The sequence below is a fragment of the Nocardia sp. CS682 genome (assembly GCF_004634405.1).
GTDB lineage: Bacteria > Actinomycetota > Actinomycetes > Mycobacteriales > Mycobacteriaceae > Nocardia > Nocardia ninae.
Map to the genome: position 1 here is coordinate 703,090 of NZ_CP029710.1, position 20,112 is coordinate 723,201.

A 20,112-nucleotide genomic window follows, 5' to 3' on the forward strand; every position below is an offset into this window, starting at 1 on the left:
TTCCACTGAGGGATACATTGTATCCAATTCGAAGCTCCGGGGTGCAACAGGATGGAGACCCGCCACATGGCAGTCGAGGCGACGAAATCGACAGGGCCGCTTGCCGATCTGCGGGTGGTCGAGATGGGGCAACTGCTCGCCGGGCCGTTCTGCGGTCAGCTGCTCGGCGATCTCGGCGCCGAGGTGATCAAGCTGGAAGCGCCGGGCACCGGCGACCCGATGCGGCAATGGGGCCGGGAACAGTCGCAGGGCAAATCGCTGTGGTGGCCGGTGGTCGCCAGGAACAAGAAGTCGGTGACCTGCAACCTCCGCGACGAGGCCGGGCAACGGCTCGCGCGCCAGCTCATCGACCGTGCGGACATCGTCATCGAGAACTTCCGGCCCGGCACCATGGAGCGCTGGAACCTCGGGTTCGACCGGCTGCGCGAGCACCATCCGGAACTGATCATGACCCGGGTCACCGGTTACGGCCAGACCGGCCCGTACGCGCCGCGGGCCGGATACGGCTCGATCGGCGAGGCCATGGGCGGTATTCGCTATGTCACCGGCGATCCCGAGCACGCCCCGGCCAGAACCGGCATCTCCCTCGGTGACTCGCTCGCCGCGGTATTCGCCACCATCGGCACCCTCGCCGCGGTGCACCACCGCGCGAACACCGGGCGCGGCCAAATGGTCGATTCGGCCATCTACGAGGCGGTGCTGGCGATGATGGAGTCGCTCCTGCCGGAGTGGGCGGTGACCGGATACCAGCGTGAACGCACCGGACCGGTGCTGCCGAATGTCGCCCCCAGCAACGTCTATCCCACCGCGGGCGGCGAAATGATTCTGGTCGCCGCCAACCAGGACACCGTGTTCGCCCGTCTCGCCGAGGCCATGGGCCGCCCCGAACTGGCCACCGACGAAAGGTATGCCACCCATACCGCCCGTGGCGCACGGATGGCCGAGCTGGACGAACTGATCGCCGGCTGGACGGCGACCATCGAGACCGGCGACCTGCTCGACCGGCTGCACGCGGCGGGCGTCCCCGCGGGCCGCATCTTCACCGCGCGCGACATGTTCGCCGATCCGCACTTCGCGGCCCGCGAAGCCATTGTGCGACTGGCACATCCGGAGTTCGGCGAGCTACCGATGCAGAACGTCTTTCCGAAGCTGAGCGAGACGCCCGGCGCCGTACGCCATCCCGGGCCCGCGCTCGGCGAGCACAACCAGGACATCTACGGCGACCTGCTCGGCCTCGACCCGGACACGATCGAACAGCTCACCGCCGATGGCATCATCTGAAAGCCGCCGGGTGACCGAGCGATCCGGCGAGTACCGCCGCTCCGGCTACAGCGCGCGCCTCGGTGCGGGCGACTCCCCCGCCGTGCTGGTGATCGACATCTGCGCCGCCTACGTCACCGAGGACTCGCCGCTGTACGCGCCGGTGGCCGACGCAGTGCGTGCGGCCGCCGAAATCGTCGCTCAGGCAAGGCAATCCGGCCTTCCGGTGATCTTCACCCGGGTGCGCTTCGAGCCCGGTGGCCCCGACGGCGGACTGTTCCGCCGAAAGGTGCCGGTGTTGCGGGTATTCGAGGCGGGCAATCCACTCGGCGACTTTCTGGACGATCCCGCACCGGTCCCCGGCGACTTGGTGATCACCAAGCAGTACGCCAGCGCCTTCCACGCCACCCCACTGGCCGCGCTCCTGGCCGCGCGCCGCATCGACACCCTCGTCATCGTCGGCCTCACCACCAGCGGGTGCGTGCGCGCCTCCGCGACCGACGCGCTCCAGCACGGTTTCCGCCCGCTGGTCGTCGCCGAGGCCTGTGGAGATCGCAATACCGCCTTACACGAGGCCAATCTGCTCGACCTGGACATCAAGTACGCCGACGTATTGAGCCGCACCGCGGCGCTGGCCGTATTGCGCTCAGCGGACAGCAGCCTCCACGACCTTCCCGAGACCGCCTCCGGCGCGGAACTCGCTTAGCCGACAAGAGGATTCCTATGGGCGCACACCCGCACGGCTGGTGGATCATGCTGCACCTGGTGCTGTTCGTCTGCTGGCTCGGCGGCGATCTCGGCGTCTTCTATTCCAGCCGGTTCGTCATCAACCCCGCACTCACCCCACCCGCTCGCGCGACCGCACTGTCCATCATGAGCGGTCTGGATCTCGCACCGAAGATCTGCCTGGTGCTGTTCCTACCCAGTGGCGTCACACTGATGGCGCTGGAGCCGCACGGTGCCAGCGCGTTCGGAATCGATTTGTTCCCTTGGTGGTTCGTCGTGGCGGTGTGGCTCTTCGCCGCCGTGTGGTTGACGCTCACCGTGCTCGCCCACCGCACACACGGCCAACTCGCCGCAGTGCGCCGAGCCGATCTCTGCCTGCGGTTCGCGGTCATCACAGGGATGACCGGGGCAGGCGTCTATGCCCTGCTCGTGCACGAGCCGTTCGGTGTCACCACCGATCCACGCTGGCTCGGCGGCAAGATCCTGCTCTACACGCTCGCCATCGCGGCCGGGCTCGGCATCCGAATGACGTTGCGCCCCTTCGGGCCTGCCTTCGGCACACTGATGACCACCGGCTCCAGCGAATCCGTCGAGCGCACCTTGCGCCGCAGCGTCGACGGTTGTCTGCCGTACGTGTGGCTGATCTGGGGCAGCGTGCTCGCCGCGGCGGCACTGGGCGTGTTCAAACCCGGTGCCGCCCTCTGAGCGGTGGTTACGGCGTGTAGCCGAGCTGAGCGGAGACCGCGCCGGCCGCCTTGAGCAGCATCGGCACGTACTCGTCCATCCGCGGCTGGAACCGCGAGAGCGGCCCGCACACGCTGATCGCGGCCACCACGCCACCGTCGTGGTCGAGGATCGGCGCGGCGAGGGACGCGGCACCGATCTGGCGCTCCCCCATCGAGATCGCGTAGCCGCGCTTCTTCGTGGCGTTCAGTTCGGTGCGTAGTTTGCGAACGGAGGTGATCGTCGCGTCGGTGAAGGCGGTGAGCTCGTGCCTGCTCAGGTACTCGTCGATCTCCTCCTTGCGCAGCATCGCCAGGATCACCTTGGAGGAGCTGCCCGCGTAGAGCGGGTACGGCACCCCGAGCGCGACCTCCATCCGCAATTCCTGGTCCGGCACAACCTGATCCACGTACATCCGGGTGTCGCCGCGCCGGATCGACAGTGTCGCGGTCTCGCCGGTCACCGACGCCAGCCTGCGCAGTTCCGGCGCGGCCATCACCCGAAGATCGGTGCGCGCCAGGTAAGCCCGACCGAGCGCGATGGCGGCGTGGCCGAGCGCGTAACGGCGCGTGCTGGGTTCGAGGGCGATCAGGTCGCGATTGCGCAGTGCGGTGAGGATGCGATGCACTGCGGCCTTGGTGATGCCGAGCTCGGTGGCGATCTCGGTGACGCCGAGGTCGGACCTGCCGCTGCGGCCGAACAGCAACAGCACATCCATGGCGCGTTCGACCGCCGCGATCGACCGGCTCTGGTTGTCGGATTCGGTTTCGGACACGCCTCGAGTGTAGGCGGTGGATTTCCCGATGGGAAACACCATCCCCATCACGGCTTGCGTGCCGCCGAGGCGCGGCGTTACCGTGTGCGTAACAATGTTTCGACTATCGAAACAGCAATACAGACCGCTAGAGGATGGTCCGATGATCGGTGCACGACTCGTCGAAGATATGACCGACGCCGAACGCGAACGCGCACAACGGGTCGACGCCGTGTTGCCCGCGCTGCGTGCCGCCGCCGAGGAAGCCGACCGGCTCGGCGCCTTCCCGCCCACCCACGTCGACCTGCTCCGCGACGCCGGACTGCTCGGGTTGGTGGTGCCGGAGAAGTTCGGCGGACTCGGCGGCACGCTGCGCGATCTGGCCGCGGCCACCTTCGCCATGGGCACCGCCTGCCCGTCCACCGCGCTGGCCTACTTCTTCCACAACACCAGCGCCTCGCGCGGCCTGCTGCCGCTGGAGGCGATCGACGCCGGACTGTTCGCCGACGACGAGATTCCCGTCGTCCGGGCCTTCGCCGAAAAGCTGCTCACCCGGATGGCCGACGGCTGCTGGCTGGCCAATTTCGCCTCCGAGGCGATCAAGACCGCCGCCGCGAACATCACCATCGCCACCACCGCCCGCAAGGTCGACGGCGGCTGGATCCTGCAGGGCGAGAAGTCGTTCGGCTGCGCGACCGGCGTGGCCGACTACTACCTCACCTCCGCCAAAATCGAGGGCTACGACACCGCAGAGGGACTGGCGACCTTCTTCGTCCCCCGTGACGCACCCGGCGTACACGTGCGCGCCCCCTGGGACGGCCTCGGCATGCGCGCGACCGCCAACAACGGCATCCGGCTCGACGAGGTGTTCATTCCGCAGGACGAGGCCTTGGCCGTGCCCGGCGCGTTCACCAAGATGCTCAGCATGAGCAGAGGCAGTTTCGTCGGCAACCAACTCGCCATCGCGGCGGTCTACACCGGCTGCGCGCAGAACGTCTACGACGAGATGCTGGCTACCGCGACCACGAAGACCTTCGCCGACACCGGCGATCCGATCGCGTCCTCCCCGGTGCACCAGGTGCTCATCGGCGAGATGACCCGGCAGTTGCAGACCGCGTACCTCTGGTTGCGCTACCAACTCGCGGTGGAGACCGCCGAGCCGCCGTTCAAACCGAAGCAGGAGGTGTTCACCCAATGGCGCCTCGGCAAGGGTGCGGTGACCGAGGCCTGTTTCCAGGTGGCACTCGGCGCCTTCAAGGCGGGCGGCACCTCGGCCGCCGCGATGAGCGGGGTGGCGGGGCGTGCGCTGCGCGATCTGGCGATGGGCCTGGTGATGACCTTCCCGGCCGAGCGCGGCATGCTCGAGGTGGCCCGCATCGTCACCGACGCCAAGGCGAACGAGTTGTTCGCCACCGCACCGGCCGAGGCGGGCCGGTGAGCACCGAACTACCCGCCGTCGCCGACCTGATCGACGGCGAATGGGGCACACCGTCGGTGGATCTCGGTGTCGCGCTGGAGGATCCGGCCACCGGAGCGCCGGTGGCCAGGGCCGTCGCCACCGCAACCGACCGAGTCGAGCGTGGGCTTGCGGTCGCCGAAACCGCCTCCGGCCGAATCGAACCCGCCGTGCTGGACGCCATCGCCACCGACCTGGAAGCACGGCTGCCCTGGATCGCGGAATTGGATGCCCGCGCGACCGGCGTCCCGATCGCGCAGACGACCCTGCTGGGGCCGATCGTGTCGGGTTCGTTCCGGCTCGCGGCCGAGCAGATCCGGTCCGGCGCATTGCGCCAGGAGCAGGACGGCGTCGAGGTGCTTCGGCTGCCGCTGGGACCGGCGCTGTGCCTGGTCCCGTGGAATGCGCCGGCCCCCATGGCCGCGCACAAGGTGGCCAACGCGCTCGCCGCGGGCTGTCCGGTGATCCTGAAGGTCAGCGAGCTCGCGCCCTACAGCTCGATGGTGCTGGCCGAGGTGGTCGCCGAGCACGTGCCCGCGGGCATGTTCCAGCTCGTGCAGGGCGGTGCGAAAGTCGGTGCGCAATTGGTCGCCGCGTCCCGGATCACAGCGGTCTCGTTCACCGGCGGGCTGGCCGGCGGTCGTTCGGTCGCCACAGCGTCGGCTGCGATGTTCCGCCCGTGCCAGCTCGAGCTGGGCGGCAACAATCCGCTCGTAGTGTTGCCCGACGCCGATCCCGACGCCGCGACCCGGATGGCCGCCGAACTACTGACCACGTTGAACGGCCAGTGGTGCCGGGCGCTTGGCAGATTGATCCTCCCGGCGGACCGGGCCGACGAGCTGCTCGACGGCATCGGCAAACGACTCGCGGCGCTGCGGGTCGGGCCGCCGATGGATCCGCTGACCGAGTTCGGCCCGCTGGTGCACTCGAAACACGTTCAGCAGCTGCGCTCTTCGCTCGACGCACGCGGCTCGCAGAGCTTCGGTGTCCTGCCGGAGGACGGAAACTACTTCGCCCCAACGCTGCTCGACGGCGACCTGCGCGACGAGGTGTTCGGCCCGGTGGCCGGTGTCACCACCTACCGCGGGATCGAGGAGGCGGTAGCGCTGGCCAACGCCGTGCCCTACGGTCTCGAGGGCTATGTCTGCGGCGCCGACGAGCAACAGGCGCTCGGCGTCGCCCGGCAGATCCGGGCGGGCGAGGTGAAGGTGAACGGCTCCTCGATCATGAGCCTGCACCTGATGACGCCACGGCCCGCGTGGGGGCTGTCCGGCCTCGGCGAGGAGGGCACCGCGGAGACGCTGCGCTTCTTCACCGGCGCGCGCGTCGTCGGCGTCGAAGGGCGCTTCGCCCTGCACACGTCATGAGCACGCCAACGGTAGTCGTGGTCGGTGCCGGGCCGGTCGGGCTGACCGCCGCGCTGACCCTGGCGCGCCGCGGGATCGCGGTGACCGTGCTGGAGCAGGGCGCGGAGCTGGCCACCGAGTCGCGCGCGTCCACCTTTCACCCGCCGACCCTGGAGATGCTGCGCGACCTCGGCGTCCTGGATGCGCTGCTGCACCGCGGCATTGTCGCGTCGACCTTCCAGTACCGCGAGCGTGGCGGCGGCGAGATCGCCACCCTGGATCTCGCCGTGCTGGCCGAGGACACCCCGTTCCCGTTCCGGGTGCAATGCGAGCAGAGCAAACTCACTCCGCTGCTGCTCGATGCCCTCGGTGGCGACGTACGGTTCGGTTACCGCGTCGACGGCTTACTGAGCACCGACGATGCCGTGGTGCTGCGCACGGCCAAGGGTCCGGTGCGTGCGAACTGGGTTATCGGTGCCGATGGTGCGCACTCCGCCGTCCGACACGGTCTCGGTGTCGCATTCGGTGGCAGCACCTATCCGGAACGCTTCCTGGTCGCGTCGGTCGAGGAAAATCTGGCCGAGGTGCTGCCCGGTATCGCACCGATCAACTACGTCTTCGATCCCGACGAATGGCTGGTGCTGCTGCGCACACCGGAGCATTGGCGAGTGCTGCTGCCGACACCCGCGGACAGCGACGACGAGGACGAATTGCGCAGGCTGCCCGATCGTTTGGCGGCCGTCGCCGACCTCGGCAGGCCGTGGCGGATCGCGCACGCCACGCTGTATCGGGTACATCAGCGGGTCGCCGACCGGTTCCGGCACGGCCGGGTGCTGCTGATCGGCGATGCCGCCCATGTCAACAATCCACTCGGCGGGCTGGGCATGAACAGCGGCATCCACGATGCCGTTCAACTCGCGTCCGCACTGGCCGATGTCATCGACGGCGGACCCGACGCGCGGCTGGACGAGGTTGCAGCGCACCGTCATCGCGTCGCCGTGGACCACGTGCAACGCACCAGCCACGACAACTGGAACCGGCTCCGCGGCGCGGCGGCGAGCCACCGCGAGCAGTTGCGTGAACTGGCCGCCGACCCGGTCGCGGCCCGCACCTATCTGCGGCGGGCCTGTTTGCTCGACTCACTGGAGATCCGGCCGTGAGGATCGAACGCGAGAACCCGGCGCGGCCGCAGGAGATCGTGGGAACGGTGACCGCGACGCAGCCCGACGCGGTCGACGCTGTGGTCGGCAAGGCGCACTCGGCGTTTCGCGAATGGTCGCAGCAACCGCTGGAGGCTCGACTGGCCGCGCTCGGCCGTGCCGCCGACGCCCTCGATGCCCGCACTGCCGAGTTAGCGACCTTGCTAGCGCGCGAGACCGGTAAACCCGTCACCGATTGCCGCGGTGAGATCGGTTTCGCCGCAACCTATTTACGCTGGGTACGGGCGCACGCGGTGGAGGTGCTCAGTGCCCGGACCACCGACGACGCGCAAGGCCGAGTCATCGTGTCGCCACGGCCTTTCGGCGTGGTCGCCGCGATCACGCCGTGGAACGCGCCGATCATGCTGTCGATGCTCAAGCTCGGTCCCGCCCTCGCCGCAGGTAATGCGGTGGTGCTCAAACCCTCCCCGCTGGCACCACTCGCCCTTACCGCTGCCGCCGAATTGCTGCCCGCCACCACGGTGATCCACGGTGGCCCGGATACGGTGCACGCGCTGATCGCCCATCCGCTGGTGCGCAAGGTCGCCTTCACCGGCGGTGCGCAGGCCGGACGCGCCATCGCGGCGGCGGCGGGTGCGGCGATAACGCCGGTGCTGCTGGAGCTCGGCGGTAACGACCCGGCCATTTTCCTGGACGACTTCGCCTTGACCCCAGCGGATTTCGAGCGTCTGGTGCTCGCCTCGTTCGCCACGGCCGGACAGGTGTGCATGGCCGCGAAGCGGCTCTACGTGCCCGAGACTCGGCTCGCCGAGTTCGTCGAGTCGTATATAGCTGCCGCGCAACGGATCCTGCTCGTCGGTGATCCGCTCGATGAAACCGTCACCATGGGGCCGGTAGTTACCCGGGCAGCCGCCGAACGGGTGCGCGGGCTGGTCACCGACGCCAGGGACCTCGGTGCGCTGATCGTCCCGCTCGCCTGCGCGCCGACGGGTGCGGGATATTTCCTCGATCCGATACTCGCGCTCCGGGTGCCCGACGACGCGGATCTGGTCCGCACGGAGCAGTTCGGCCCGGCGGTGCCGATCCTCACCTACCGCGACGAGGCCGAGGTCCTCGTGCGCGCCAACGATTCCGAGCTCGGCCTGGCCGCGTCGGTCTGGTCGGCCGACGAGGACCGCGCCTTCGCCGTCGCCGCCCGCATCGAAGCGGGCTTCACCTTCGTCAATACGCACAACCGCACCGGCATGTCGCTGCGTGCCCCGTTCGGCGGGACCAAGAACAGTGGCTTCGGCCGGGAGTACGCACAAGAAGGTCTGTGCGAGTACGTTCAGCCGACCGTCACGCACGCACCAGGCGCCTTCCGCGCGGGTGGCGCCGGTCTACCCGCCGGTGCTTATCCGGGCGCGTCCGCGGAGCCCCACCGATAGCAGATTTCACGGTAACCGGCCAGTGCCTTCCCGGCGCATCCCCGGAGCCCTGTCGATACCGGCTTTCACGACAGACTGGCAGATCCCCGCCGCCACTGTGCGCCGCGCATGCGCCCTCAGGCAAGCACACGCCACCGGTCCCGGCCCGATCGCGACCGATGATCCGGGACGACTCGTGTACGCCCCGGATCATTCGTGCGATCAGTTGCGACGGCGGCGGGCCACGAGCACCACGGCGGCCGCGATGAGCACCGCCGCGGCGATACCGATCCCCGCCATGACGGGAGTGTTGCTGTCGGAGTCATCGCTCTCGGCTGAATCACTGTCGGCAGCAGTGGGTTTCGGAGTCTCCGCAGGCGGGCCGAAGGTCAACGGCACCGAGGCGATGATCTCCGTCGCGTTGGTCAGGCTGGTGACACTGATCGTGCAGGCACCCGGTGCCGCGGTGCAGTCGGTGCCACCGACCGCACCGACGAGCGTGATGGCCCGTTTGTCCCCGGTGGGTTGCCAACTGCCCTGCCCATCAGCGGCACCCATCATCGAACCGGTGAGATTGCAGTCACCCGGACCCGCGATCCGCGGTTTGCATTGGCCGACCGCGACCGCCGCCATATTCGCGGGCAGGCCGTCCAGGGTCACCGTGACCGTCTGCCCCACGGCGAGTCCCGTGGACTGGCTCACCTGGAGAGCCGGCGCGGCCAGCGCGGTCGGCACGCCGCCGAGCAGCCCGACCGTGGTGAGCGCGGCCAGCGCCACAAGACGTGGTCTACCGAATATGCCGTTTGTCCCGGGCCGGGTACCGATGAGCTTCACATTTTCCTCCTGATGGATTTCACAGTCGCCGCCGATCGGCGAGGGCGAAACCGGCGACGAGCACGAGCAGGCCGGCGGTGGCCGCCCACAGCACGGTGGACGGCCCTTCGATGTCGGTGTCCGAGCGCGCGGCCGCGGCAGGGACGGGTGCCGTGGCGGTCGGCGCCCGCGCGCCCGCGAAAGTTATCGGCACCGCGGCGGAATTCGCCGCGATGACGGCAGGCGGTTCGGTGCCGGGTAGGGGCGCGGCCGCGATCACACACTGCTGCTGGGTGCAGTCGATCTCGTGGAATCGGGGGTGCGCGGTCAAGGTCAGCGGGCCGAAGGTGCCGTCCGCGCCGATATTGACGAACGTCGCACCCCCGGACAAGTCGCAGTCCTTCAGTCCGTTGCTGAAGCCCGCTTTGCACATGCCCACGGCGACGGCGGCAAGGCCAGCACGAAAGCCACTGCCGCTCAGTGTGATTCGCTGGCCGTCGGTCAGCTCGGACGCTGCGTCGACCTGGATTGCCGCGGGTTCGTCCGCGAACGCCGCCGCCGGAGAGGCGAGTAGCCAGCCACTGAGCGCCAGCGTCACCGCCACCCGAGCCGTCGTACCGAAACTCCTCATGGCGCACCTCTTTCGCTGGACGATCCGCGCGTGCCGGGGAGCAGGCGTTGGTCAGGTCGGCCGGACAGCCACGCCGCAATCAGTACGCACATACCGAGAACAGTCAGCGCCGACCCCGTGCCGATGAGCCGGCCCAGCAGGTCGACCAGACCCAGGCCCGCCAACCCCGCGGTCGCCACAACGAGTGCGCAAACACCGATGGCGTGCGGCGCGGTCTCCCAGACCAGTTCGTCGAGCGCGGTCATCGCGCGGGCAGCGGCTGCCAACGTCACCGCCAGCCCGATCGTCAACGTCACCGGCCCCGGCGCGGTCACCACGAGCACCGCCCCGCCCGCCGCCAGGATCAACAGCACGGGGACGGCGGCGGGCCGACGTCCGGGCAGCGCGAGGATGGCCACGGCCGGCGCGACAGCGACAGCGAGCCAGGTGAATTGCTCGGCGCCGAATTCATTCCACCGGAACAGCAATAGATGCAGCGCGGGCAGCACGGTACCGCCGACCGCGAGTCCTATTGCGACATAACCGATCAAGACCGAGCGAGGAGGGACGGCCTGCTGTCCGACTCGGACAGCAGGCGACCCGCCTGCGCCACGAAGCCCGGCCAGTCCGGCGGCCACGCCGAGGACGGTGGTCAGCGCGCCCGCGATGAGGACGCCCGTGCCGGGCTCCTCGTAGTAGTGACCACTCAGCCATGCGGCGACGGCTACTCCCCCCGCTCCCGCCGCATGGAGGAGGACGAAGTTTCCGCGACCGAGCTCGGCCACGAGGGCACGACCTGCCAGGAGCAGCGGACCCGTCGCCGCACCCGCGACGAGCACCGCGATCGTGAACACCGCGACGGTATCGACGACACCCGCTACGACTACCGCGATACCCGCGAGACTCCCACTCGCACTTGCCATATCGAGAGAAAGCCGCACTCGCCACAGACACAGCGCCGCAGCGAGCAGACCGAGCACCCCGGCGGTGAGCACCAGATAGCCGACCACCGCCCCGGGCACCCCGAGCACACCACCGAAGGGCTTGCCGAGCAGCACCAACTGTCCACCCGCCACCGGCCCCGCCGCGACCGCGCAGAGCACTGCCGCGGTAACACTCGCGCCGTATCGAGGGTGGTTGGCGTGGCCGATCGGAGTCCGTGACGGGTGCCCGCTGTCCGCATTACCGGGGGATGGGCGATGCCTCGTCATCCGTAACCTCCACTCGCGTTCCACTGAGGGAAACGCAGTTTCACGATTGCCATATCGTGCCCGCGACGTCGGACAGTGTCAAGGCGAATGTCTCGCCACCCCTGGACAGATCCTTTGCCGGGGTACAGAATCGGAACAAGATGGAAACCGCGTTTCGTCCTACGAAACGCAATGAACGAAAGGGTCCGAGTCCATGACCCGAGTCGCGGCCGCACAACTCGCTGCGGGAACCGACGTCGCGGTCAACCTCGACGCCTGCCTCCGGATGATCGACCAGGCCGCCGACGCGGCGGCGGAACTCGTTGTGCTGCCCGAATTCTGTAACCATCTATCTTGGTACGACGATCGGGCGCATGCGCGCCGAATGGCCTGCACGCTCGGCGACACCTTCCTCACCGCCGTCGCCGAGCGGGCGCGGCGGCACCGCTGCTACGTGAAGATCGGCGTCACGCTGGCCCGGGCCGACGGCCGCACCACCGGCACCGGCCTGCTCTTCGGGCCGGACGGTGCACTGCTCGGCGAGTCCGACAAGCAGATCCTGATGGGCGCCGAGAACGACTATCTCGACGCGGGCACGGTTGAATCACCGGTGATAGCTACGCCTTTGGGCCGCATCGGCATGTACGCCTGCATGGAAGGCGTCATCAACGAAGTCACCCGGTCGCTGGCGCTGCGCGGCGCACAGCTATTGCTCAACAGCCTCAACTCGTTCGCCATCGACGAGGCGAGCCTGCACATACCGGTGCGCGCCGCCGAGAACAAGGTGTGGGTGGTCGCCGCGAACAAGGTCGGGCCCCTGTTGCCCGCCGAGCAGCTGCCGCACATCGCCGCCCGGCTCGGCGTGCCGCCGGATCGCCTGCACGGCGCGGGCGAAAGCCAGATCGTCGGCCCGGACGGCAGGCTGGTCGCGATGGCGCCCGTCACCGGCGAGGCGATCGTGGTCGCCGATATCGACGTGCCGCTGGCCGACGACAAACGCAGGCCCGACGGCACCGACATCCTCGCCGCACGCAGGCCCGAGCTCTACGCCCCGCTGACGAGCGCACCACTCGGCCGGCGTGCACCGGCCGGGTCGCCGACGCTGTCGGCCGCGCTCGCGATCGCCGACACCGGGCTGGTCGCCGAGCTAGCGGCCGACGGCGTAGACCTCATCGTGCTCCCCGACCTCGCGGCGGTGCCGGTCCCGGAACTCGTCCGGGCACTGCGTGGTACGACCGCACACGCGGTGCTCAGCGTACGGACCGGCGGCGCGCATCACGGCGTGCTGGTCGACGCCGACGGCGTGGTCGGCTGCCAGCCGCAGCTGCACCCGACGAACCGTCATCCGTGGCTGACCCGGCAGGGCAGTGCACTGGCGGTTTTCCAGTTGTCCTGGGGGCGAATGGCACTCGTGGTGGGTGACGACGCGCTGTTCCCGGAGAGCTTCCGGCTGGCCGCGATTCAGGACGTGGACGTCGTCGCGGTGCCGTACTCACCTACCGAGCCATGGGAATTGCCCCTCGGCCTGGCCGAGCGTGCCGCGGAGAACAGGATGAACATCGTCGCCGCGGGCAGCGACGAGCGCGGCGGACTCGTCGGCGCGATCTACGCGCTGAGCCCCGATTTCACCTTGTGGACCGCGTGGAGCGGGCCGTTCACCGGCGTAATCAGCCACCCCATCGTGACCGAAGCCCCACCCGGCGCGCCGAGCGTGCGCGCGACCGTGCGGCCCGCGCAGGCCGTGAACCGCGCCGTATCCCGGGGCACCGACCTGGTGGACGGGCGTCCGCGGCACCCGCTCGACGCCATGACGACAGAAGCACAGTGACGACAGAACCCGGAGCGACGATGAGTGAAACAGTCCGACATGTCGAGCAGTTGGTCGATGAGACGGCCAGGACGGACGTCACCGAGACCTTTCAGGAGTGGCGAGACCTGTTGAGCGGGCTGAAGTCTCGGATCGCCGAACGGTTCGACCTCACCAGAGATCCGTCGACCGACGAGCTGGACAGCTACGGCGACCCGGCCACCGGCCCGTCCGGCAGCCTGGCCGCCTACACCGGGCCCGAGATCGACTGGCTGGTGCATTCCTGGATCGGCGACCCCGCAACAGGTTTCGTCAATCTGCACCTCACCGTGTGGCTCGGTCCGCAGGTCAGGGTCCCGCACCTGGGCATCGCTTTGCTGCTGTGGCCGGAGGGCTGGTTCTACGTCGACGCGGTGCCGCGTGGCGATCTGGTCGGCGACGGTGACTACTTCGACAGCTACTACGCCGAGAACGACGCACCGTGGTTGGCGTTCAAGGAAGAGCACCCCGATTTCACCTGGTTCACCAGCCGCACGGGTTTCATCCGTGGCAGCCTGTCGCCCACCGCGTACTGCTACTCCTTCCCGCCGCATCGGGCCAATCGGGAGACCGTCGCCGCGCTGCTCGGCGCGCGGGTCGAGCAGTGGCTCGGCTGGGTCGACGCCGCCGCGCCGGTGCCCGCCGACGAGCAGGCCGCCCTGGCGGCACGTGACCTGGCGGTGCGCCGCAATATCGCCGAACGCGATCCCGCGAATGTGATGGGCGAGCGCATGTTCGGGGCCGAGCTCACCCAGCGCCTGGTACGTGGCCTCTGGGGTGGCGACCGCGTGCTGCAAAGGCCGACCGGTGCAGCATCGCTGAGTGTCCGCGAGGCGCGGTCATGAGCATCGTCCGTTCGCTCTGGTGGTCGGCGCGCACCCCGGGCGACGCACCCTTCGATACCGCGCATTTGAAGGTCTACTACCCCGCGATCGCCACCGGCTCCGACCACGAGCGGCTGACCGGCGTCTTCGCGCTCGATCCGGCGGCCGCGCCATATCCGGTGGTGGTCTTTCTCTCCGGGGTCAATGTCGGCCAGGATTCCTATCGCCGCTTCGCCACCGCACTCGCCGAGACCGGTTTCGTGGTGGTGACTTTCGATCGGGTCGCCGAATTGTTCGGCGGACTACGCGGATTGACGGTCGGGGTCGACCTGGACGCGGCCAGGCCCGACGCCTACGGCACCCGCCCGACCTGTCCGACCATCGGCGCCATCCTCGACGCGCTCACCGAGTTGAACAGCGAAGGCCCGTTGCGCGGTGCACTCGATCTGGACTGCATCGCACTCGGCGGGCATTCCGCGGGCGGGACTGTCGCGCTCCAGTCGGCGCGCTTCTTCCCTTCGGTCGGTGCGGTTTTCGCGTGGGGCGCGCACACGATGGTGGCGACCATGCTCGGCTGGCCCGCGGGCACCGTGCTGCCCGCACAGGTCAACTGCCCGGTGTTGCTCGGCGTCGGCACCAACGACGGAGTCATCAACGGCAGCGCCGACCGGTACGGCGAGGACGGCGACGACCGGCCCGACCCGGTGGCCCGGACCTTCGCCGAAGCACTACCGCCGGGTGAGCATCTGCTCGCGGTCGTCCCGGAGGCCAACCACTTCGGGATCGCCGACGCCGATCCGACCGCGGCGCGGGCCTTCCTGGACGGACCGGGCGACGTGGACGCGCTGGCACCGTTCGCCCGGCTCACGTCCAGTTTCCTGCACGCGCACCTGCACGATTCGGCAACGGCCCGAACCGAACTCGCCGACTACGTCGCGGCGCAGGTGCTGCGGCCCCACCTAGCGGAGCACGAACAATGTTGAAAAACTTCTGGTACGCCCTGGAATTCGCCGACCAGGTCGGCCGAACACCGAAAAAGGTCACCTGCCTCGGCCAGGACTTCGTGCTGTACCGCACCACCGCGGGCACGGCGGTGTGCCTGTCGGACCTGTGCGTGCACCGCGGTGGCGCGCTGTCGATGGGCACCGTCACCGGCGACTGTATCGCCTGTCCGTACCACGGCTGGCAGTACGACGCCGAGGGCGCCTGCGTACGGATACCGGCGAATGCCGCGGATCGGCTCATTCCGAAGAAGGCCAGGGTCGACGCCTACCCGACGCAGGAGCGTTACGGCATGGTCTGGGCCTTCCTCGGCGACCTGCCCGAGCACCAGCGCCCGCCGATCCCGGACATCCCGGTGCACGACGATCCGGCCTTCCGGATGGTGCAGTTCGAGATGGAGGTCGAGGCGAACTACGAGCGCACCTTCGAAAACGTCGTCGACGCCTCGCACACGCCGTTCGTGCACGGCACCAGGTTCGGCAATCCGGACAAGCCCGAGATCCCGAATTTCACTGTCCGCAAGGATGACTGGTCCGCGGAGGCCGACATCCAGCTCAGTCCGCCACCACCGAGCGGACTCTGGGGTGTGCTGTCCAGGAACAAGCCGCGCCCGGAGTTCGTCACGGTGACCAACGGCTGGTACCTGCCCAACCTGGTGAAGCTGCACATCCGGCTGCCCATCGGCGATCTGCTGCTCTACGACTTCAATATCCCGCTGTCGCAGAACCGTACGCTGATCAAGATCCTCGGCTACCGGAACTTCTTCACCGGCCGCTGGGCCGACGCCGACACCCGCAGAAGAATCAAGGACATTCTGCTGCAGGACAAACCGGTGGTCGAGGCGCAGCGCCCCGAACTGCTGCCGTTCGACCTCGCCGACGAATTGCATGTGCGCAGCGACGCCCTGCAAATCGCGTACCGGCGCAGACGGGCCCAGTTGATCAAGGACGGCTGGTGGCTCGGTGCCGACGACATCATCACCGGCGACGGTCCGCGCCGCACCGCCACCGTCATCGCCTCGCCCGCTCGGCGGGACAATCCCGAACTCGATCAGGCCTGGGTGCACAAGGCCCGCAACGGAGGAACACCGCGATGAGCCTGCCCACCGAGCTCAGCGAACGCACCTTGCGGACGCTGAGCACCACCCTCGAACTCACTACCGCCGACGACATCGCGCTGACCAGTTCCATGTCGCCCGACCCGGTCGGCAGGTTGCGCGTATTGCGCGGTGGCCCGATCGACAAGGTCGTCACCGTCGATCTGGTTGTCCCGGCCATCGGCTTGGACAGCCATATGATCTTCGCGTTCACCCCGGCGGATTCGGCAATTCCGCACTTCACCCTGGACTCGGTGCGGTCCACTCACTATCACGCCATGCACCTCGATCTCATCCCCCGTGCCGACCTCGCGGTGCATCTCGCCTACCTCGATGCCGCATACCTGCCGCTCACCCCGCTACTGGAGGCGGCATGGCAGCTCGACGGGGTATCGGCGGCCGCGATCGGACCGCGGCAGCGGGCGATGATGTCGCCGTGGATGGTCGTGTGCCGAGCCACCGAATCCGCCTTCCAGGCATTGGATGCCACCGTCGAGGCCTATCTCCAGCACTGGCTCAGCCTGGTGGACAAGGGAGTTCCCGCGGTCACCGGTGATACCGCGGCCCGCGACCGCGCTAACCGCGCGAACCTGTTCAGCCCCGAGGTGGACCTGGTGTGGGCGCAGGTGGCCGGCTTGCTCGGCGACGAGCAGGCCGAGCGGGTGCGGGCGGAGTTGCTCGGATGACCGCCGCCGCGGCGCCGAGCCAGTGGCAGCAGCGGATCGCCGGCGAATGGGTCGGCAGGCCGTCGCTGTTCGCCGCCGACGGGGTCTGGCGTGGTTTCGAGGACATCCGCCGCTCGTCGGTCTTCGCCGACGGGACAACGACTTACTACATGGACGGCGGGCTCACCGGCGGCGGCGAGCTCGCGGGGCGGTTCGCCCTCGGCGCGCCGTTCGCCTTCGGGGTGGTCGACTCCGACAACGATCGGCTCTACACCGGCCCCGACTTCTACGGTGCGGGCAGGCCGTACGGCGGCTTCGTCGACGCGCACTACTACGGACCCGGCTGGCAGGTGGGTTTGAACACCTGGAGCCAGACCCTCGGTGATACGCAGGTGTACTCCTCGGTGCTGTACCAGGGGCCTGCGATGATCGGTGTGTTCAATGGCGTCTACACCCGCGACCCCGCGCTGCGGGACGACCTCATCGAACACGAGACACGTTGTGGAGCTACCCCTTTCGTGCTGCCCACCAAAGACGATTGCCGCTACGCCGGTGACTGCGAGCTGTGGGGCGCCGACCAGCAGCACCGCGGCACGGTGCGGATCGTCCTCGAGGTGACGCCGCTGAGCTTGCTCACCGCCGAGCACCGCGTCACCTGGAGCGGCGCGCTCGACCGCACCTTCGAGGCGACGGTGCGCCGCGACGGCGTCCGCTCGTTCCACGAGGGGCCCGGCGCCTGGGGCAACGCGACGGCCTACGGCCGGGCCAACTATCCGGTACTGCACCTGTCCGACGGCGGCAAACTCAACGGACGCGAATTCATGCTGGATGCCGAACCGGGGATGGGCGCGGGTACCGAGCTCGCCGTGGTCTACGAACTGTTCGAACACAACAGCCTCAGCGCTGTGCTGCACGGCGTGCTGGTGCGTTCATGAGCGCGCCTGCGAGCAAAACCGTCGTGGTCACCGGCGGCACCCGTGGCCTCGGGCTCGGCCTGGCCAGGGCATTGCTCGACCGGGGGCATCGAGTCGCGTTGTGCGGCACCGATACCGAACGGATCGACGAGCTGCGGTCCGAGCTCTCCGATGCCGCACTGCTGCTGGCCGCCGACGTCACCGATCGCGCTCAGCTGCAAGCGCTCTGGGATGCCGCGGTCGCCCGCTTCGGCCGGATCGATGTCTGGATCAACAACGCGGGTATCACGCACACCCGAATGCCGATGTGGGAGCTGCCCGCCGAGGATGTCCGGAAGGTGGTCGACACCAACCTGATCGGTGCGCTCAACGGCTCCGCCGTCGCGATCGCGGGCATGGCGGACGCGGGCGGCGGGTACGTGTGGAATATGGAGGGTCTCGGCAGCGACGGCCGCACGGTAGCCGGACTGTCGGTCTACGGTGCGAGCAAGCGAGCACTCACCTATCTGACCGAAGCACTGGCCAAGGAGGTGCCCACCGGTGTCTGTGTCGGTCTACTGAGCCCCGGCATGGTCGTCACCGACCTGCTGACGCACGGCTACGCCGATCCCGGCGAATTGGCGAAGGCGCGCAGAATTTTCAACATCCTCGCCGATCGGGTCGATACCGTGGCACCGTGGCTGGCCGAACGCGCTGTCGCGCACCCGCGCAACGGCGCGCATGTCCGCTGGCTCACCACACCGAAGGTGCTCGGCCGCTTCGCCGCCGCACCGTTCCGGCGGCGCGACCTGTTCGCCGAATGAGCACGAGGAATCGTAGCGATTGGGAGATGTTCTATGCCTGACGTTTTGGGCTGGCGGCGCAAGTTCGGGGTGCTCGCCCCGTCAACGAATACCGTGGTGGAGCCGGATTTCGCGCGCATGGGGGTGCCCGGGGTCACCGCGCATTTCGGTCGCATCCATATCCGGGACCAGAGCATGGGTGACGATGCGGGGATGGACCGATTGCTCGAGCAGATCCGCGCCGAAATGGACGCGACCTGCGCGCGGGTGCTGACGTGCGAGCCGGATTACATGGTGATGGGCATGTCGGCCGAGACGTTCTGGGGCGGTGTGGCAGGCAACCAGCAGTTCGTGCGGCAGATCGAGGAGGCGACCGGACTCCAGGTCGCCACGGGCGCCGAGGCGTGCCGGCGCGCGCTGACGCTGAACGGCGCGAAGCGGATCGGCGTGGTGACGCCGTATCAACCGATCGGTGATGCGAACGTAATCCGGTTCTTCGGCGAGCTGGGGTTCGAGGTGGCCTCGATCAAGGGATTGCGGTGCCCCACCGCGGTATCCATCGCCCATGTCCCGGAGAGCGACCTGCGGGCCGCGCTGCTCGAGGTGGACAGCGACGACGTCGATGCCCTCGTCCAGTGCGGCACCAATTTGTCCATGGTGCGCCTGGCCGACGAGGCCGAGCGCTGGTTGAGCAAACCGGTGATCGCCATCAATGCCGCGACCTGGTGGATGGCGCTGCGCGACAACGGTATCCGGGACCGGATCGAGGGCGCGGGCTCGCTACTGCGGGACCATTGAGCGGTCCGCGTCACGCCGCCGGAGCCAGCCTGCGGTGCCAAGCAAGCCCGCCGAGAGGACGAGCTCGCCTGCGTTGCCGAGCAACGGGATGACGGGCGCGGCTCCGGCGACCAGCGTCATGACCGCTGCCGTTGCGAAGAGCAGGCGGTAGCGATGTCGGCGCCACAGGGCTATGCCGGCCGCGAGCACGACCAAGCCGGCGATGATCGCGGGCAGTGCCGTCGCAGCAGAGCCTGCGACGTCCGTATAACGCAGTGCACCCGCCCACCACCGGGGGCGCAGGTCGAGCTGGCGGACGTGCAGACTCCCGATCGCGATAAGCATGACGGCGAGAGCGACCGCGCCGGCCTGAACGCCGCGACGACGCGCTACCGGGATGTCCGCCCTATCCATCGCGGCGCGCGCCCAGAGCACGAGCAAAGGGGTAAGGATCGCGTGCATGACGAAGCGCGGCACGCTCAGCAGCTCGAGGGGGCGCCCTTCACCCAGCATGCTCCCCAAGGCGAGCACAGCGTTGTCGTAGCACAGTGCCGTACACAACACCGTGGGCAGCAAGAACATCCGCGAAACACCGGCGCGGATCTGCGATACACCGATCAGTGCGAGGGCGAGATGCCCGACCGCGAGCAGTAGGAAGATGCCTGAGACGATCACGCGGAATCCATGAGCCGTGTGTCGAAGTCCGGCCGGATCCGGCCACCGGAGGCGCCGAATAGGACTTCGCGTGCATATGTCATGTAC

Annotated in this window: 20 protein-coding genes; 15 read left to right on the forward strand and 5 right to left on the reverse strand. The window is 68.6% G+C overall.

Annotation, left to right across the window (positions count from 1 at the left end):
• The first annotated feature begins 66 nt into the window (after positions 1 to 66).
• Genes DMB37_RS02995 through DMB37_RS03005 form a run of 3 tightly spaced genes read left to right on the forward strand, consistent with a single transcriptional unit; the run spans position 67 to position 2,691 of the window.
• Positions 67 to 1,281, forward strand: coding sequence for a CaiB/BaiF CoA-transferase family protein (locus DMB37_RS02995; protein ID WP_135231343.1), 1,215 nt, complete (start codon positions 67 to 69; stop codon positions 1,279 to 1,281).
• On the forward strand, positions 1,268 to 1,966 hold the full coding sequence (locus tag DMB37_RS03000; RefSeq protein ID WP_135231344.1) for an isochorismatase family protein: 699 nt from the start codon (positions 1,268 to 1,270) through the stop codon (positions 1,964 to 1,966). The genes DMB37_RS02995 and DMB37_RS03000 overlap by 14 nt, the downstream gene beginning before the upstream one ends.
• A gap of 17 nt (positions 1,967 to 1,983) precedes the next feature.
• The gene (locus tag DMB37_RS03005) at positions 1,984 to 2,691 is read left to right on the forward strand and encodes a hypothetical protein (protein ID WP_135231345.1); all 708 of its coding nucleotides are present in this window, start codon (positions 1,984 to 1,986) and stop codon (positions 2,689 to 2,691) included.
• Between the two features lie 7 nt (positions 2,692 to 2,698).
• Here DMB37_RS03005 and DMB37_RS03010 read toward each other — a convergent pair whose 3' ends face one another.
• Complete coding sequence (locus tag DMB37_RS03010) at positions 2,699 to 3,484, reverse strand: IclR family transcriptional regulator (RefSeq protein WP_135231346.1); 786 nt, start codon at positions 3,482 to 3,484, stop codon at positions 2,699 to 2,701.
• A gap of 142 nt (positions 3,485 to 3,626) precedes the next feature.
• Here DMB37_RS03010 and DMB37_RS03015 point away from each other — a divergent pair, with 142 nt between their 5' ends.
• From DMB37_RS03015 to DMB37_RS03030, 4 genes are read left to right on the forward strand one after another with little or no spacing between them, the layout of a single operon-like run.
• Complete coding sequence (locus DMB37_RS03015) at positions 3,627 to 4,901, forward strand: acyl-CoA dehydrogenase family protein (protein ID WP_240772219.1); 1,275 nt, start codon at positions 3,627 to 3,629, stop codon at positions 4,899 to 4,901.
• On the forward strand, positions 4,898 to 6,286 hold the full coding sequence (locus tag DMB37_RS03020) for an aldehyde dehydrogenase (RefSeq protein ID WP_135231347.1): 1,389 nt from the start codon (positions 4,898 to 4,900) through the stop codon (positions 6,284 to 6,286). Before DMB37_RS03015 ends, DMB37_RS03020 begins: the two co-directional genes overlap by 4 nt.
• On the forward strand, positions 6,283 to 7,425 hold the full coding sequence (locus DMB37_RS03025; RefSeq protein ID WP_135231348.1) for an NAD(P)/FAD-dependent oxidoreductase: 1,143 nt from the start codon (positions 6,283 to 6,285) through the stop codon (positions 7,423 to 7,425). The genes DMB37_RS03020 and DMB37_RS03025 overlap by 4 nt, the downstream gene beginning before the upstream one ends.
• Positions 7,422 to 8,852 (forward strand): aldehyde dehydrogenase family protein, encoded by a 1,431-nt coding sequence (locus DMB37_RS03030; protein ID WP_135231349.1) that lies wholly within the window; start codon positions 7,422 to 7,424, stop codon positions 8,850 to 8,852. The genes DMB37_RS03025 and DMB37_RS03030 overlap by 4 nt, the downstream gene beginning before the upstream one ends.
• A gap of 201 nt (positions 8,853 to 9,053) precedes the next feature.
• Here the strand turns inward: DMB37_RS03030 and DMB37_RS03035 are convergent, their stop codons facing one another.
• Genes DMB37_RS03035 through DMB37_RS03045 form a run of 3 tightly spaced genes read right to left on the reverse strand, consistent with a single transcriptional unit; the run spans position 9,054 to position 11,465 of the window.
• On the reverse strand, positions 9,054 to 9,665 hold the full coding sequence (locus DMB37_RS03035) for a neocarzinostatin apoprotein domain-containing protein (RefSeq protein ID WP_167768715.1): 612 nt from the start codon (positions 9,663 to 9,665) through the stop codon (positions 9,054 to 9,056).
• Between the two features lie 19 nt (positions 9,666 to 9,684).
• Positions 9,685 to 10,275 (reverse strand): GPS-CTERM domain-containing protein, encoded by a 591-nt coding sequence (locus tag DMB37_RS03040; RefSeq protein ID WP_135231351.1) that lies wholly within the window; start codon positions 10,273 to 10,275, stop codon positions 9,685 to 9,687.
• Entirely contained in the window at positions 10,272 to 11,465 is a 1,194-nt protein-coding gene (locus DMB37_RS03045) for a hypothetical protein (RefSeq protein ID WP_135231352.1), read from the reverse strand. Before DMB37_RS03045 ends, DMB37_RS03040 begins: the two co-directional genes overlap by 4 nt.
• A gap of 193 nt (positions 11,466 to 11,658) precedes the next feature.
• Here DMB37_RS03045 and DMB37_RS03050 point away from each other — a divergent pair, with 193 nt between their 5' ends.
• From DMB37_RS03050 to DMB37_RS03085, 8 genes are read left to right on the forward strand one after another with little or no spacing between them, the layout of a single operon-like run.
• Positions 11,659 to 13,272, forward strand: coding sequence for a nitrilase-related carbon-nitrogen hydrolase (locus DMB37_RS03050; protein ID WP_135231353.1), 1,614 nt, complete (start codon positions 11,659 to 11,661; stop codon positions 13,270 to 13,272).
• A gap of 20 nt (positions 13,273 to 13,292) precedes the next feature.
• A complete protein-coding gene (locus DMB37_RS03055) occupies positions 13,293 to 14,135 on the forward strand; it encodes an oxidoreductase (protein WP_135231354.1) in 843 nt (280 codons plus the stop codon).
• Positions 14,132 to 15,097 (forward strand): alpha/beta hydrolase, encoded by a 966-nt coding sequence (locus DMB37_RS03060; protein WP_135231355.1) that lies wholly within the window; start codon positions 14,132 to 14,134, stop codon positions 15,095 to 15,097. The genes DMB37_RS03055 and DMB37_RS03060 overlap by 4 nt, the downstream gene beginning before the upstream one ends.
• Positions 15,091 to 16,212 carry an aromatic ring-hydroxylating dioxygenase subunit alpha gene (locus tag DMB37_RS03065; protein WP_135231356.1) on the forward strand — a complete coding sequence of 374 codons (1,122 nt, stop codon included), beginning with the start codon at positions 15,091 to 15,093 and terminating at the stop codon, positions 16,210 to 16,212. The genes DMB37_RS03060 and DMB37_RS03065 overlap by 7 nt, the downstream gene beginning before the upstream one ends.
• Positions 16,209 to 16,898 carry a hypothetical protein gene (locus tag DMB37_RS03070; protein ID WP_135231357.1) on the forward strand — a complete coding sequence of 230 codons (690 nt, stop codon included), beginning with the start codon at positions 16,209 to 16,211 and terminating at the stop codon, positions 16,896 to 16,898. Before DMB37_RS03065 ends, DMB37_RS03070 begins: the two co-directional genes overlap by 4 nt.
• Positions 16,895 to 17,812 (forward strand): hypothetical protein, encoded by a 918-nt coding sequence (locus tag DMB37_RS03075; RefSeq protein ID WP_135231358.1) that lies wholly within the window; start codon positions 16,895 to 16,897, stop codon positions 17,810 to 17,812. Before DMB37_RS03070 ends, DMB37_RS03075 begins: the two co-directional genes overlap by 4 nt.
• Positions 17,809 to 18,594, forward strand: a complete 786-nt coding sequence (locus tag DMB37_RS03080) for an SDR family oxidoreductase (protein ID WP_135231359.1) — start codon at positions 17,809 to 17,811, stop codon at positions 18,592 to 18,594. The genes DMB37_RS03075 and DMB37_RS03080 overlap by 4 nt, the downstream gene beginning before the upstream one ends.
• 33 nt (positions 18,595 to 18,627) lie before the next feature.
• Positions 18,628 to 19,371 (forward strand): arylmalonate decarboxylase, encoded by a 744-nt coding sequence (locus DMB37_RS03085; protein WP_135231360.1) that lies wholly within the window; start codon positions 18,628 to 18,630, stop codon positions 19,369 to 19,371.
• Here DMB37_RS03085 and DMB37_RS03090 read toward each other — a convergent pair.
• Positions 19,354 to 20,025 carry a hypothetical protein gene (locus tag DMB37_RS03090; protein WP_135231361.1) on the reverse strand — a complete coding sequence of 224 codons (672 nt, stop codon included), beginning with the start codon at positions 20,023 to 20,025 and terminating at the stop codon, positions 19,354 to 19,356. The genes DMB37_RS03085 and DMB37_RS03090 overlap by 18 nt on opposite strands.
• Positions 20,026 to 20,112: the final 87 nt, after the last annotated feature.